At 35.4% G+C, this 14,403-nt stretch carries 10 protein-coding genes and 2 tRNA genes; 4 read left to right on the top strand and 8 right to left on the bottom strand.

Translation table 11 applies throughout. From position 1 onward, the window contains the following. Window positions 1–152 precede the first annotated feature (152 nt). Window positions 153–226: transfer RNA gene (locus RT228_RS07015), tRNA-Asn, on the bottom strand. Window positions 227–736: 510 nt separating this feature from the next. Here RT228_RS07015 and RT228_RS07020 point away from each other — a divergent pair. Further along, window positions 737–952, top strand: a complete 216-nt coding sequence (locus RT228_RS07020) for a hypothetical protein (protein ID WP_253112462.1) — start codon at window positions 737–739, stop codon at window positions 950–952. Between the two features lie 450 nt (window positions 953–1,402). Here RT228_RS07020 and RT228_RS07025 read toward each other — a convergent pair. The 3 genes from RT228_RS07025 to RT228_RS07035 form a co-directional block, all read right to left on the bottom strand. Then, window positions 1,403–1,476 (bottom strand) — tRNA-Asn (locus RT228_RS07025). A gap of 85 nt (window positions 1,477–1,561) precedes the next feature. After that, window positions 1,562–2,203, bottom strand: coding sequence for a trimeric intracellular cation channel family protein (locus RT228_RS07030; RefSeq protein ID WP_006257792.1), 642 nt, complete (start codon window positions 2,201–2,203; stop codon window positions 1,562–1,564). A 29-nt stretch (window positions 2,204–2,232) separates the two neighbouring features. Further along, window positions 2,233–3,525, bottom strand: coding sequence for an aldehyde dehydrogenase family protein (locus RT228_RS07035; RefSeq protein WP_253112465.1), 1,293 nt, complete (start codon window positions 3,523–3,525; stop codon window positions 2,233–2,235). A 323-nt stretch (window positions 3,526–3,848) separates the two neighbouring features. On the opposite strand from RT228_RS07035, the gene RT228_RS07040 reads away from it, so the two are divergent. Beyond that, entirely contained in the window at window positions 3,849–4,022 is a 174-nt protein-coding gene (locus RT228_RS07040) for a hypothetical protein (protein WP_006257795.1), read from the top strand. A 10-nt stretch (window positions 4,023–4,032) separates the two neighbouring features. Here RT228_RS07040 and RT228_RS07045 read toward each other — a convergent pair whose 3' ends face one another. Both RT228_RS07045 and RT228_RS07050 read right to left on the bottom strand, forming a co-directional pair. Next, on the bottom strand, window positions 4,033–4,230 hold the full coding sequence (locus RT228_RS07045; protein WP_006257796.1) for a PLDc N-terminal domain-containing protein: 198 nt from the start codon (window positions 4,228–4,230) through the stop codon (window positions 4,033–4,035). A gap of 111 nt (window positions 4,231–4,341) precedes the next feature. Further along, on the bottom strand, window positions 4,342–5,295 hold the full coding sequence (locus tag RT228_RS07050) for an NAD-dependent epimerase/dehydratase family protein (protein ID WP_253112470.1): 954 nt from the start codon (window positions 5,293–5,295) through the stop codon (window positions 4,342–4,344). 165 nt (window positions 5,296–5,460) lie between these two features. On the opposite strand from RT228_RS07050, the gene RT228_RS07055 reads away from it, so the two are divergent. Together RT228_RS07055 and mfd are read left to right on the top strand one after the other, a co-directional pair. Next, window positions 5,461–6,060, top strand: a complete 600-nt coding sequence (locus RT228_RS07055; RefSeq protein ID WP_025124379.1) for a hypothetical protein — start codon at window positions 5,461–5,463, stop codon at window positions 6,058–6,060. 3 nt (window positions 6,061–6,063) lie between these two features. Continuing rightward, window positions 6,064–9,426: a transcription-repair coupling factor gene (gene mfd, locus RT228_RS07060; RefSeq protein ID WP_253112473.1), complete on the top strand. Its 3,363-nt coding sequence runs from the start codon at window positions 6,064–6,066 to the stop codon at window positions 9,424–9,426. 205 nt (window positions 9,427–9,631) lie between these two features. Here the strand turns inward: mfd and RT228_RS07065 are convergent, their stop codons facing one another. Both RT228_RS07065 and pafA read right to left on the bottom strand, forming a co-directional pair. Beyond that, window positions 9,632–12,556 carry a M16 family metallopeptidase gene (locus RT228_RS07065; RefSeq protein ID WP_313138550.1) on the bottom strand — a complete coding sequence of 975 codons (2,925 nt, stop codon included), beginning with the start codon at window positions 12,554–12,556 and terminating at the stop codon, window positions 9,632–9,634. 142 nt (window positions 12,557–12,698) lie between these two features. Further along, window positions 12,699–14,348: an alkaline phosphatase PafA gene (gene pafA / locus RT228_RS07070; protein ID WP_071307066.1), complete on the bottom strand. Its 1,650-nt coding sequence runs from the start codon at window positions 14,346–14,348 to the stop codon at window positions 12,699–12,701. Between the last annotated feature and the right edge of the window lie 55 nt (window positions 14,349–14,403).

Below are 14,403 nucleotides of genomic sequence, written 5' to 3' on the forward strand. Positions count from 1 at the left end.
TTAGAGATAAGAAGTTTTTCCTTTTTAGATTAACTAGACTTTTTGCCTAGTCCCCCAACTTTTGTCACTGATCCGATAATCACCCCCCTTAAAGACAAGAATGGAATAGATATCAAATAAAAAAGCCAGTCATAAGACTGGCTTTTGTTTTGCTCCCCCTCTTGGGCTCGAACCAAGGACCCTCTGATTAACAGTCAGATGCTCTAACCAACTGAGCTAAGGAGGAAGGTTATATTCTACCTTTATTGCATTGCAAATATATACATTTTTAATCAAATACCTCACTGTTTATAGGCTTTTTGAGCATTTTGTGTCAAAAAAAATAAAGCTTGAATTAAAACTATCTGATTATGAGATAGAAGAAAAATAAATATTTTTTATTTTTTTTTAATCACAAACAGAAAAAGGTTCTATTCAACCTGCTTAACGATTATTCATTAACGAGGTTACTTGATATTATTATTAAAAATAGCCTCTACACTTCTATCTAACTACTGTAAATAAATGATAGGGTAACTACCTAAAAAGTATAAACAACAAATATACTAAGAGTGGCTCTTTAGATATTCACTAAAAAAATAGTAAAACAAAATAAAAAGATAGCTCTTAAAAACACAGACTAATAATATACTACAAACAATAATATATCTGCTATAATTAAATCATACTGATAGATAATAACACGCTACCTATCCATAATTTCGTACATTTATACTAAACTTAAACCCTTTAAGCTATGATAGTTATTAGTCCAACTGATTTACAAAATGAACAGAAAAAACACTTAGAGTTAGCAGAGACTGAAAAAGTAGTTGTTAAACGCGGAGATAAGTTCATACATCTAGTTGTATCTGATAGAGCATTCCTTGATGATGCTGCAGAACAAGGGGTCATAGGAGATGAGTTAAAAAAACCTGTCTTTAAACACATTGATACACTTTTTGAAAAATAGAAGACTAGTAACTACTGACCCCTATGATAAGAATAGTTTATGATTCAGAGATAGAAATTTACTTAAACAAACTCGTTACTATCTTATACGAAAATAAATATCTTAGTTCGAAATCGACAGCATACGATTATGTTAGCTAGATCATCGACACAATAGAAAAAGAAATAAGTGTAAAACCATATAAACCCGCTCCTCCTCATTTTGATCAATACGGAAAAGATTTAGTTTATGTTGTTTTTAAAAGGAATAACAATACTCAATGGTATGTCTTTTTCAAGCCTATAGATGATATATTCTATATCCGATATATAGGAAACAATCATACCTGCGCACAATACATCACAGAAGTCAAAATATAAAGAGAGTATGTACTACAGTAATAACGATAGAGAAGTGATGTCAATAGTACACCAAATAAAAAAGCCAGTCATAAGACTGGCTTTTGTTTTGCTCCCCCTCTTGGGCTCGAACCAAGGACCCTCTGATTAACAGTCAGATGCTCTAACCAACTGAGCTAAGGAGGAAGGTTATATTTTACCTTTATTGCGGTGCAAATATATAACGATTTTTAGTATCTGCAAATATTTAATTTAAAAAATTAAAACTTTTTTATTCTTCACTTTTTAAGGTCGGAAGCCCCAGTTTATAACGATTTGCTATCAAGCGAATTACAAAAACGGAAGCCGCACAGAATATTTGTGTAAAAATTATACCTACACTGAAATAATCAAGTAGATAGTATATCATCACACCGAATATACAGGTCAGCGCATACCACTCCTGTTTAAAAATAGCAGGAATCTCGTTAATCATTATATCCCTAACGATACCTCCTACTATCCCAGTGATAGTCGCCATGATCACTACTACCCAAAATGGGTAGCCTAGAGACATGGTCTTCTCTGTACCTACCACAACAAATAAACCTAGACCTATACTGTCAAACCATAAGAAGGTACTGTTTAGATGCACTAATTGTTTTCTAAAGAGTACCACGAAGAATAATGCTATTACCGTACACCACACATACACACTATTTAACATCCAGAAAGGCGTAACTCCTAATAGTAAGTCACGCAGAGTCCCCCCTCCTGTAGCAGTGACAAATCCTACTACTAATGCACCGAACCAATCAAGGCTCTTCGCTGAGGCCATGCGGATACCCGAAATAGCAAATGCACAAGTCCCAAAGAACTCAATAATGTCTACAAAGTGTATTGTAGTCCAAAAATCAATAAATTTATCTAGCATAACACGACAATATATGTATAAAAACCGCCTTATTTAATTACCACTGACTTCTTATTTACGAATGATAATAATCCTTCTTCTGCCATTTCTCTTCCTATTCCAGAGAACTTATTCCCTCCGAATGGTACTCTAGGATCAGAGATTACCATCTCGTTTATAAATACAGCTCCTTCGTCGAACTCGTGAACCTTAGATTTTAAGAATTCGACATCTTTACTAAACATCGCCACACCTAATCCGAAGCGAGAATCGTTGCTCATCTCTATCGCTTCATCGAATGTATCATAGCCAACGATAACCGCTAGCGGGCCAAAAGTCTCTAGCTTAAATGCAGGCATATCTGGTGTGACATCTGTGATCACAGTTGGCTCGAACTTCGCTCCATCGCGTTTACCTCCCACTGCGATCTTCGCTCCCATCTGTACAGAATCATTCATAATCGTCTCTAGTTCTATCGCTAAATCTTCTCTAGCCATCAATCCGATACCTGTATTATGATCCATTAAGTCACCGAATCTGATCTCTCTGACTGCGGCTACAAACTTATCTGTAAATTCTTTAATAATAGCATTGTGGATTAAAAATCGCTTTCCTGCTATACAGCTCTGCCCAGTATTCTGAAATCTAGCATTGATAGCTGTGGGGATAAGAGCGTCTATATCCACATCTTCTCTTACGATAAAGGCATTACTCCCTCCTAGTTCTAACACTGTAGGCTTAATCAATTCTCCTGCTTTCTTCCCTACAGAGCTACCTGCTGCCTCACTCCCTGTAAGAGATACTCCCTTGATGATAGGAGACTCGATGATCGCATCTACTTCTCTACCTGCTACAGTTACATTAAAGTACACTTGCTCATACCCCTCTACTCTAAAGCAGTCTTCTAATGCCTTCGCACTAAGAGGTACATTACTCGCATGCTTCACTACTACCGTATTACCTGCTAATAAAGTCGGGATAGCAAATCTAAACACTTGCCAGAAAGGGAAGTTCCACGGCATAACTCCTAGAATGACACCTAAAGGATCATTCACCGTATACGTCTCTGTCCAATCTGTCTGTATAGTTCTCCCTTTTAGAATCTCTTCTCCATGCTCTATATAATAATCTATTAACCTCGCACTCTTCTCTGCTTCAGCTACAGCTTGCTTAATAGGCTTATGCATATCCAATGTCATACATTTTCCATACTCCTCTACATTAGTAAGTAGGTTCTGCTTAACTTTCTGAAGATAAGCTACTCTATCTCTCACTTTAAGTTTCTTCCAATTTAGAAATGCACTATTGGCATTGTCTAAAATATCTGTTACTACTTTGTCCATAGTTTGAATGTTTACATTTTCTCTAAAATTAATAATTGTTTTACAAACCTCCTTAAGCAACGAGATAAAATTTGAGAACTCAGTTAAAATAGCTAAATTAGTATCATCCTAAAATGAAATGACTATGAGTAGAAATCAACTAATTTTTCTAATCGGCATCGCATTATTTGCCCTGTCATTTATCTTATTTTACTTAAATATAATAGGCGCGCAGTTAGCTTACTTTGTGCTTCTGATATCTTTTGTTATGATTGTTAGCCCATTAGTGATCTATCTATTTAATAAGTTAAACTAAAGTTTTACTTTTGTCAAAAAAAACAAAGATGGATAAAAATGTAAAGTTATTGCTCTTAGGGGCTTTCCTTTTTATAATCACTATAGTACTTCGTTCTATGACAGCTATCAGTAGTAGCGTTATCCTAGCATTAGCTATAATATCGCTAGTCATCGTAGTAGTACCACTGTATAAACTAGTCTTTAAAAAACTACGCAAATAAAAAAGCCAGCTTATAGCTGGCTTACTTTTTTATCTCTATTCCCTACTAACAGATAGGCTATAGCGCCTAATACTGGAGCGAATATAATGATGAGGCACCATATCACCTTATAATTATATTCTAACGTTGATCTTCCTACTTTATACAAGCTATAAATTATTAGCCCAATAAGTGAAAGTAAGAAAAACTGCCAAACATAAAGAATCATTTTATTATTATGTAGTTTAGTTATATATCACAAAGAACTTTTCTTTCTATACTAAAAGCTAAAGTACAAAAAAAACCAGCTATAAGCTGGCTCTTCAGAATATTTAAAGTTCTATTTCTTTAATTCTCTTGTCAAGTTTTCTAACATTACTTCTGTCATAGAAGATAAGTCATACTTATGATTCCATCCCCAGTCTTGCTGTGCAGAAGTATCATCTATACTAGCTGGCCAGCTGTCAGCGATAGCCTGTCTAAAGTCTGGATTATACTCTATCGTAAAGTCAGGGATATGCTTCGCAATCTCAGCTGCTATCTCTTCTGGCGTGAATGAGATACCACCTAAGTTATAAGAAGAGCGAATCTTCACATCTTCTTTCTTCGCTTGCATAATACCTACAGTCGCATTCAGCGCATCTTCCATATACATCATCGGAAGAGCTGACCCCTCAGATAAGAAACAATCATAGTGCTTATCCTCGATAGCCTTATAGAAAATATCTACTGCGTAATCTGTAGTACCACCACCTGGAGGTGTAGTCCAAGAGATTAACCCAGGGTAACGGATACTGCGTACGTCTACTCCAAATTTGTTATAGTAGTACTCACACCAGCGCTCTCCTGTCTGCTTAGAAATACCATATACTGTACTTGGCTCCATCACAGTGTACTGAGGTGTGTTATGTCTAGGTGTAGTAGGTCCAAAAACAGCTATTGATGATGGCCAGAATATCTTTTTAATTTTACCTTCTTTAGCAAGGTTTAATACGTGGAACAACGAGTTCATATTTAAGTCCCAAGCAAAAGCTGGGTTTTTCTCTGCAGTCGCTGATAACAATGCAGCCATTAAATATACTTCCTCTACTTGATGTTTTTCTATCACTGCCGCAACAGCGTCAAACTCCATAGCATTTAATGTCTCGAAAGGTCCCGAACTCATAAGAGCTTCATTTCCTTCTCTAATATCAGAAGCGATCACATTCTCACTTCCATAAACATCTCTTAATTTAAGCGTTAGCTCAGAACCTATCTGTCCGCAAGCTCCGATTATAAGAATTTTGGTTCCCATTGTTTGTGTATTTAAAAAGTACACAAATATAGTTTAAGTCCTATTACAAATCAATTTTCACCACCAAGATTCCTATAACTTTATAACTTATATAACAATCTGACAATCTATGTGGTATAAAATAGCACAGAACTTTGTAAATTTGACCTCTAAATCATAAGAACAATGAAAAGCAATTTATATATACTTTTACCTCTTTTATTCTTGGTATCTATCGTATCATTCTCGTGTAAAGACGAAGAGAAGTTCGCGAAAGAACAAGAATTAAAAATAGCACAACACAATGACAGTGTGTATGACTATCTAACGAAGAACTGGAATCTACGTGTTCCGGCTGCTTCAGCAGAATTAGACGTTATCCTAAAAGATTGGAAACCTTGGCAAGAGTTTGCACAAGAGGTAAAGTTAAAACCTGTGTCTACTATAGGGGCTTTTCAGAAGAGTGCTAATAGAATAACAGAATTACTACAAAGCCTTACTTACCAACAATATCCTAAGGAGCTAGACTTGCCAGACATCAAAGCTAGAATGGCACTTCTACAAACTTCTCTAAACAACTTAAATATGTTCTTAGAAGTGACTCCGATAAGTATAGAAAAGTTAGATCAAAATCTAAAGCATACCAACACTGCGCTAAGACTACTTCTAGCTCAGATGGATGAAAATATTGTCAAAGCAAAGTTACCGCAAGAAGAAGGTGAAGCTGAGATGCTAGAGGCTATTAACGAAGAAAGAAGGGCTAACCCAACACCAGAAAACGAATAGAGCATGGATATTAAACAACGCTTTCAAGAGTCTTCAAAAACAAAACAACTCCTCCAAGACCTACAGTCTAGAGGTAATAAAATATATCTAAAAGGATTACTAGGTTCGGCTATCTCATTTCAGATAGAAGCCTTATTCCGAGAAGCTGATGCTCCTTTTTTATTAATATTCAATGATAAAGAAGAGGCTGCTTATTACCTAAATGATCTAGAGACACTAGTCAATAAAACCGATGTTCTCTTCTACCCAGGTTCTTATAGAAGACCGTATCAGATAGAAGAAACAGATAATGCTAATGTACTACTACGTGCAGAGGTATTGAATAGAATTAGTTCTCGTAAAAAGCCTGCTATCATTGTTTCGTATACAGAGGCTATATTCGAAAAAGTGGTTACTAAAAAGGTATTAGAAAAGAATACACTTAAAGTACATCAAGGTGATAAACTCTCTATAGACTACATCAATGAGGTATTGTTTGAATACAATTTTAAACGAGTTGATTTCGTAGCTGAGCCGGGAGAGTTCTCTGTAAGAGGAGGGATTATAGACGTATTCTCTTTCTCTAACGACAATCCGTACCGTATAGAGTTCTTCGGAGACGAAATAGATAGTATCCGTACCTTCGACGTAGAAACGCAGTTATCTGTAGATAAACAGAAGAAAATCACTATCATTCCTAACGTAGAGAACAAGTTCTCTGCAGAGGTAAGAGAGAGCTTCTTAGATTATATCTCTGAGAAGACTGTTATACTAACGCAGCATACTGCTATGACAGTAGAACAGCTAGACCGTCAGTTCGATAGAGCTGTAGATACCTTCTCTAAACTTAATAAAGATTTAAAGCACAAGGAACCAAAAGATATGTTCTTAGACGGACAATCTTTCTTACATAAGCTAGAGCTATTTACGCTACTGGAGCTGAATGATACCAAACTGATGGATGTCAATAAGACCGTTGAGTTTCACATCAAACCTCAGCCTTCGTTTAACAAACAGTTTGACTTACTGGCTCGTAACCTAAATGACAATACAGACAATGGGTTCTATAACTACCTATTCTGCTCTAATGAGAATCAGGCTAAGCGCTTCAAAGATATATTTGAGTCTCTTAAAGAAGATGATAATCACAAAGTAGTACAATCATTCAAGACAATCGTGATGCCGATCTTCGAAGGATTTATCGATGAAGAAAAGCAAATCGTCTGCTATACTGACCACCAAATCTTCGAACGCTATCACAAGTTTAGTATCAAGAATGGGTATACTAAAAAGCAAACGATCACACTAAAAGAGCTAAACTCTCTTTCGGTAGGTGATTATGTAACGCATATAGATCATGGTATCGGTAAGTTCGGAGGGTTACAAAAAATACAAGTAGAAGGAAAAACACAAGAGGCTATCAAGCTAGTATACGCTGATAATGATATCGTCTATGTAAGTATTCACTCTCTACACAAAATATCAAAATACAATGGTAAAGATGGGACTGTACCTAAGATCCATAAATTAGGTTCGGCTGCATGGAAAACCTTGAAGAATAAAACAAAGGCTCGTGTTAAGCACATTGCCTTTAACCTTATTCAACTATATGCAAAACGCCGTTTGCAGAAAGGATTCCAATGTGCTCCTGATAGCTATTTACAGCATGAGCTAGAGAGTTCGTTTATCTACGAAGACACTCCTGATCAGCTAAAAGCGACACAAGAGGTAAAGGCGGACATGGAACAAGAAAGACCAATGGATCGATTGGTCTGTGGGGATGTAGGTTTTGGGAAAACTGAAGTAGCTATTAGAGCAGCCTTTAAAATGGTTGATAATGGCAAACAAGTCGCAATACTAGTCCCTACGACTATCCTAGCGTTTCAGCATTATCAGACATTCACAGAGCGTCTGAAGGATATGCCTGTATGTGTGTCTTATATCAATAGATTTAGAACTGCTAAACAAAAAGCAGAAATACTAAAAGACCTAGAAGCTGGTAAGATAGACATCCTTATCGGTACACATCAGTTAGTGAATAAAGGCATTGTGTTTAAAGATCTAGGATTGTTAATTATAGATGAAGAACAAAAATTCGGAGTAGCTGTAAAAGATAAGTTGAAGACGATATCAGAGAATGTAGATACACTTACACTTACTGCCACACCTATCCCGCGTACACTACAGTTCTCTCTGATGGCTGCACGTGACTTATCTGTGATAAGCACTCCTCCACCGAATAGATATCCTATCGAAACAAATGTAGTAGGATTTAATGAAGAGGTGATTAGAGATGCTGTGTCTTATGAAATAGAAAGAGGTGGTCAAGTGTACTTCATCAATAATCGTATAGAGAATATTAGAGAAGTAGCGGGTATGATACAACGTCTCGTACCTGATGCTAAAGTAGGTATCGGCCATGGTCAGATGGATGGTAAAAAGTTAGAAGAACTAATGCTCGCGTTTATGAATGGGGAGTTCGATGTACTCGTTGCTACTACCATTATCGAGAGTGGACTAGATGTACCTAATGCCAATACAATACTGATTAATAATGCAAACAACTTCGGGCTATCTGACTTACATCAGATGAGAGGTCGTGTAGGACGAAGTAATAAAAAAGCGTTCTGTTACTTCATCTGTCCTCCTTATTCTGCTATGACAGAAGAAGCGAGAAAGAGAATACAGGCACTAGAGCAGTTTAGTGACCTGGGTAGCGGTCTAAACATCGCTATGAAAGACTTAGAGATCAGAGGTGCTGGTGATATATTAGGAGGTGAACAAAGTGGTTTCATCAATGAAATAGGATTCGAAACGTATCAAAAGATCATGCAAGAGGCTATCGAAGAGCTTAAGGCAAACGAGTTTAAAGACCTATACGAAGAAGAGAATAAAGAAGAGAACAAGGTATTCGTAAAAGATACTCAGATAGATACTGACTTCGAGATATTGTTCCCTGATGAGTATATTAATAATATCACAGAGCGTCTAAACTTGTATAACGAACTGAGCTTAATAACGAATGAAGAGGTATTACAACAGTATGAACAACGATTAATAGACCGATTCGGTGCACTGCCACGTCAGGCTATTGCTTTATTAAATAGCTTGCGCATCAAATGGCATGCTGCTAATATGGGAATAGAAAAGATCGTGATGAAACAAGGAAAGATGATTTGTTACTTCTTAGGGGATCAACAGTCAGACTTCTATCAATCTGCTAAGTTTAGAAAGGTATTAATCTTCATACAACACCGTTCTAATATCTGTGAGATGAAAGAGAAGCAGACAAAGAATGGACTGAGATTATTGCTAACATTCAAAAATGTAAAGTCTATCAAACAAGGTTTAGAATACATTGAACTTTTAGATTCAGCTGAAGCTTAACGTAAACTTATAACGCTTGATATTGTATTAATATCAGGCGTTTCTATATAGTCTATCATCAAAACTTAAATAGAGACATTTACAGCCATTAATCTTATTCTGATATAATAAGTTACTATACATAGCTAATTCTCTCTATAATAAAAGAAAAAGGAGCTTTGCATATAGTGCAAAGCTCCTTTAGTATATAATTTAAAACTTACTATTAATAACCGAATAAGTCTTCTAGGCTAAGTTCTTTTACTTTACCCATTTTCTTCACAGCTTCCCAGTCTAAGTTCTCTTTCTTACCTAATAATCCTACGTTGAAAGTTTTTCCTTTTACGTATTTATCGAAGTAGTTAACTAGATCAGTCATCTGCATATTCTGTACTTGAGAGTAGATATCTTTATTAATATCATAGTCAATACCTTTCTCTTTTAAGCTTAACCAGTAAGAGAATATCTGTGCTTTAGTATAACGTTGTGTAGCGATATTCTTAAGAACAGTATTTTTAGCATTTTGGAATTGGCTTTCTCCTTGAGGCATAGCATTCATTAATTCCATCATTGCTTCTACTGCTTGTGGTAATTTATTCGCTTGTGTACCTACATAAGCCATTACATAGTTGTGTTTGTCAGCTTTTGCAGCATTCATATAGTATGCATAAGCTGAATATGCTAATGATTTAGACTCACGAATTTCTTGGAATACCACAGAAGCCATTCCTCCTCCAAAGTAGTTATTAAATACAGAGCTAGTCGCTAATAAGTCTTTATTAAACTTACCTTCTCTTGCTCTATACGTAATCTCTGCTTGAACCATATCATAAGGAGCAAAGTACAATGTCCCGTCAGTAGCTGGTTCTGGATATACTTTAGCAGCAGGTATTTTCTTGCCTTTTCCTAAGTTATGGTGCTCTACAATCGCTTTCTTCGCTGTTTCCTTATCATTACCATAGTAGAAAACATCATTATTGTAATCGAAGAAGTTATGAATTAATCCAACTAATTCTGTTGGTTTAATAGTCTTTAATTCATTCTCACTTAAGATATCTTTAAAACGGCTTAACTCTCCATTAGAAACGATATAGCTATTCAATGCTCTTTGGATTCCCCCTTTGCTTGATTTAGCATCTAAACGTCCTTTTAAGATCTGATCAACCATATTAGCATAAGCAGTATCATCTGCCTTAGCATCAGTTACTAAATGCTCTAATAATTTGATACCTGCAGGGATGTTTTCTTTCAATCCTTTTACAGTGATATAAGTCTTATCTGTACCTGTACTAATACCATAAGAAATACCTAACTTATAGAACTCTTTCTTAATATCAGCAGCAGAATACTTACTAGTACCTAAATAATCTAAGTACCCAATAGCTAATGATAACTTATTATCATTATCAGAACCTACTTCTGTAATATAAGTTACAGTTGCTAGATCATTTGTAGTATTCTTAATAGAATATAATTGACTATTCGTTTTACCAATCTTTTCTTTTTGAATCGCACTATTGAAGTCAACAAATACAGGAGCTATTTCTTTAACTTCTATTCCTTTTAGACGTTTATAGAATTCTGATTCACTATCTCTATTGATATCAATAGGTGTAATACCTGGGTTTTCTACACGTACTAAGTCTTTATTCTCTCCTTGACGTTTATAGATAACAACATAGTTGTCTTTATAATTTGCGTTCACGAAGTCGATTAACTCTTGTTTAGTCACCTTAGACATACGCTCTAAATCAGAAACAGCTTGTTCCCACGTACGCCCATGAATAAATGCTTGGTACATTTCTGTAGCCATTGCATCATTACTTTCTAAAGCCTCCATAGAGTTCTTACGGAATTCATTGACAACTGCGTTTAACAACCACTCATCAAACTCTCCTTTTTTAAGCTTCTCTATCTGAGCTAATAATAAATCCTTAACTTCTTCTACAGTCTGTCCTTCATTAGGCATACCTGTCAATTGGTGTACAGAGTAGTCCTTCATCACCATAGGTGAACTAGACGCATACAATGCTTTTTGTTGCTGATTTACATCTAAATCTATAATACCTGCCTGACCATTGCTTAACAACATATCGATTAAGTTAAGATAAATAGCATCTTTCGTCTTAACTCCCCCTAAACGGAATCCTATTTCTACACGCTCAGCTTGTGGGCTATAGATGTCCTTAACTTGTATCTTAGTTAAAGGTGCTTCTTGAGCAATATATTCTTTAGGTTGATTCCCTTTCTTCATTGAACCGAAATAAGCATTAACTAACTTAATCGTAGGTTCAAACTCTAAATCACCAACTAATACAACAGCTATATTATTTGGTACATAGTACTCGTTAAAATAATTATTAATAGCTACCATAGAAGGATTCTTCAAGTGATCTGAAGTACCTATCGTAGTCTGAGTTCCGTAGTGTGTAGTTGGGAATAATAACTTCATCATTGCTTCATGTGAAGCCCAATAGTCATTATCCTGTCCTCTATTAAACTCTTCATATACTGCTTCTAACTCTGTGTGGAATAGACGCAGTACTAGTTCTGAGAAACGCTCACTCTCTATCAATAAGAATTTCTCTAACTCATTAGAAGGAATTACGTTCTTATAAACTGTCTCATCAAACCAAGTATGCGCATTCGTCCCTGTAGCTCCAATAGAAGCAACAGCCTTATCATACTCATTTGCAACAGCATACTGAGAAGCAACTTTAGAGATTTCGTCTATTTTTTTATAAATAGCCTTCTTTTTCTCTACGTCTTTTTCAGCTTTATGTTGTTCATACAAATCAGAGATTTGCTTAATTAACTCTTGTTCTTTAGCCCAGTTTACAGTACCTAATTTAGAAGTTCCTTTAAACACCATATGCTCTAAATAGTGAGCTAGTCCTGTACTATCTTCTGGATCGTTATTAGATCCTGTACGAACAGGAATATACGTCTGTATACGTGGTTCATCATGGTTCTGAGCTAAATATACTTTTAGTCCATTTCCTAAAGTATACACTCTTGCTTTAGCTGGGTCATTCTCTACGTATTCGTAAGTAAATCCATTAGCATCTTTTGTAGTAACAGTTTTATACTGTGCATGCATTGAAGCACTTACAGAAAAAATAAAACCGAACAGTAAATACCTTTTTTTCATTTGTCGGTGTTTTTGTGTCTATCTTCCAAAGCTATAAAATAAATTTCATACTCTTTTATTAAAATTCAATCTAAATTATAAACACAAAAAAAGGTCAGTTGTAATATCACAACTGACCTCTATATTTACTCTAATAATATGCTTATTTTACATCTACTGCTTCGTGAATAGGTGTACCTATATTCCCATTAGGTGCTTCTATTTTTAAGATCTCTGCAATAGTTGGTGCTATATCAGTCATATGAGTCTCGCGGATAGTCTTACCTGGCTTAACTCCCCATCCCATAAATACAGCTGGTATATGAGCATCATAAGACCCCCAAGTTCCATGAGTTGTTCCTTTAGCATCTTTTCTTCCACTATACCATTGTGGTTCTAAGATATACTGAATCACTCCACTTCTCTTGATATTATATCCATTAACTATACGCTCACGTATCTTAGCAGGAATAGCTGCTGTAGCCGCTTTATCCATATCAGTTACAAAAGCAATACCTTCTATTTTCTTTAGCTCCTTAACGATAAACTCGCGAATATCATCTTCTTCTAAGTCTTTCTCTTGTACCAAAACATTGTTTAAATGAACTTGGTAGTTAGTTAAGCTCTTGATGATTTCTTTCTCACCGAACTTTTTCTCTAACTTTTCGTTCAATACTTTTTTTGCTTCAGCTGTATTAAAATAACCTGAGTTACCTTTTTGATCAGCAAAATACTTAGGATTATGTGCTGCTCCGTGGTCTGCTGTTAAAAAGAAAGTATAATTTCCTTTACCAACTTTCTTATCTAAATAAGTTAAGAACTCAGCTAAATCAGCATCTAGTCTTAAATATGTATCCTCTACTTCAATCGAATTAATAGCAAATTGATGTCCTACATAATCCGTAGACGATAAACTTACAGCTAAGAAATCTGTAACTCCAGCAGGATTAGCTCCTAATGCTTCACTATCAATTGCTACTTTAGCAAAGTCAAGAGTTAGAGAATTTCCAAATGGTGTAGCTTTAATTAAGTCATACCCATTGTCTTTTTTTAGCTTAACTAAATCACGTGGAAATACAGGTTTATCTTCACCTTTAAAAGGTTCTTCATATACATTATCATCAGCAGTACTTAGTACATACGTATCTATAGGATACAAAGTATTCCATCCTTTCTTAAAGTATTTATCTGCTAACTTCTCTTTATTAAATGACTTTACCCATTTAGGTAAATCATTCATATAAAAAGAACTTGTAATCCAATCACCAGAAGCTCCATCTAACCAATAAGCAGCATTAGCAAAATGACCTGCAGGCAATATTCCTCCTCTGTCTTTTATAGCAATACCTACTACTTTTGATTGGAAATTAGTAGCTAGTTTTAACTGATCTGTCACAGTAGACACTAATAAATTCTTAGGTGATTGTTTTCCTACTTTACCTACACCTCCTACTGCTTCTACACTATCATCTTGAGTACAGTACATACTCTCACCTGTTGCTTGAATGATAAAATCATTACCCGCTATTCCATGTACAGCAGGTACACTTCCTGTATAAATAGTACTATGCCCGATAGCAGTATAAGTTGGGATATAGTCTATAAGTGTATTCTCACTTGAAAATCCCTCGTTTAATAAGCGTTTAAATCCATTATCTGAATAGCGATCGTAGTATTTATAAAGGTAGTCCCATCTCATCTGGTCTACCACTACGCCTACTACTAACTTTGGTTTTGGTAATGTTTCACCAGCTAAGGCAGAAAGTGAAAACATACAGCCTACTGCTGCAAATAAGGTTGTTTTAAATTTCATTTATTTAAGATTAGTTTTGTTTAATAAGGTCTCTGTCTACAAATCTATTAAACTA

The organism is Myroides sp., assembly GCF_032073645.1.
GTDB lineage: Bacteria > Bacteroidota > Bacteroidia > Flavobacteriales > Flavobacteriaceae > Flavobacterium > Flavobacterium odoratimimum.

Excerpts from the sequence above, each read along its gene's own strand:
- RT228_RS07020 (WP_253112462.1), top strand. The coding sequence starts at position 737 with ATGATAGTTATTAGTCCAACTGATTTACAAAATGAACAGAAAAAACAC.
- mfd (WP_253112473.1), top strand. The coding sequence starts at position 6,064 with ATGGATATTAAACAACGCTTTCAAGAGTCTTCAAAAACAAAACAACTC.
- RT228_RS07055 (WP_025124379.1), top strand. The coding sequence starts at position 5,461 with ATGAAAAGCAATTTATATATACTTTTACCTCTTTTATTCTTGGTATCT.
- pafA (WP_071307066.1), bottom strand. The coding sequence starts at position 14,348 with ATGAAATTTAAAACAACCTTATTTGCAGCAGTAGGCTGTATGTTTTCA.
- RT228_RS07040 (WP_006257795.1), top strand. The coding sequence starts at position 3,849 with ATGGATAAAAATGTAAAGTTATTGCTCTTAGGGGCTTTCCTTTTTATA.
- RT228_RS07065 (WP_313138550.1), bottom strand. The coding sequence starts at position 12,556 with ATGAAAAAAAGGTATTTACTGTTCGGTTTTATTTTTTCTGTAAGTGCT.
- RT228_RS07045 (WP_006257796.1), bottom strand. The coding sequence starts at position 4,230 with ATGATTCTTTATGTTTGGCAGTTTTTCTTACTTTCACTTATTGGGCTA.
- RT228_RS07030 (WP_006257792.1), bottom strand. The coding sequence starts at position 2,203 with ATGCTAGATAAATTTATTGATTTTTGGACTACAATACACTTTGTAGAC.
- RT228_RS07035 (WP_253112465.1), bottom strand. The coding sequence starts at position 3,525 with ATGGACAAAGTAGTAACAGATATTTTAGACAATGCCAATAGTGCATTT.
- RT228_RS07050 (WP_253112470.1), bottom strand. The coding sequence starts at position 5,295 with ATGGGAACCAAAATTCTTATAATCGGAGCTTGCGGACAGATAGGTTCT.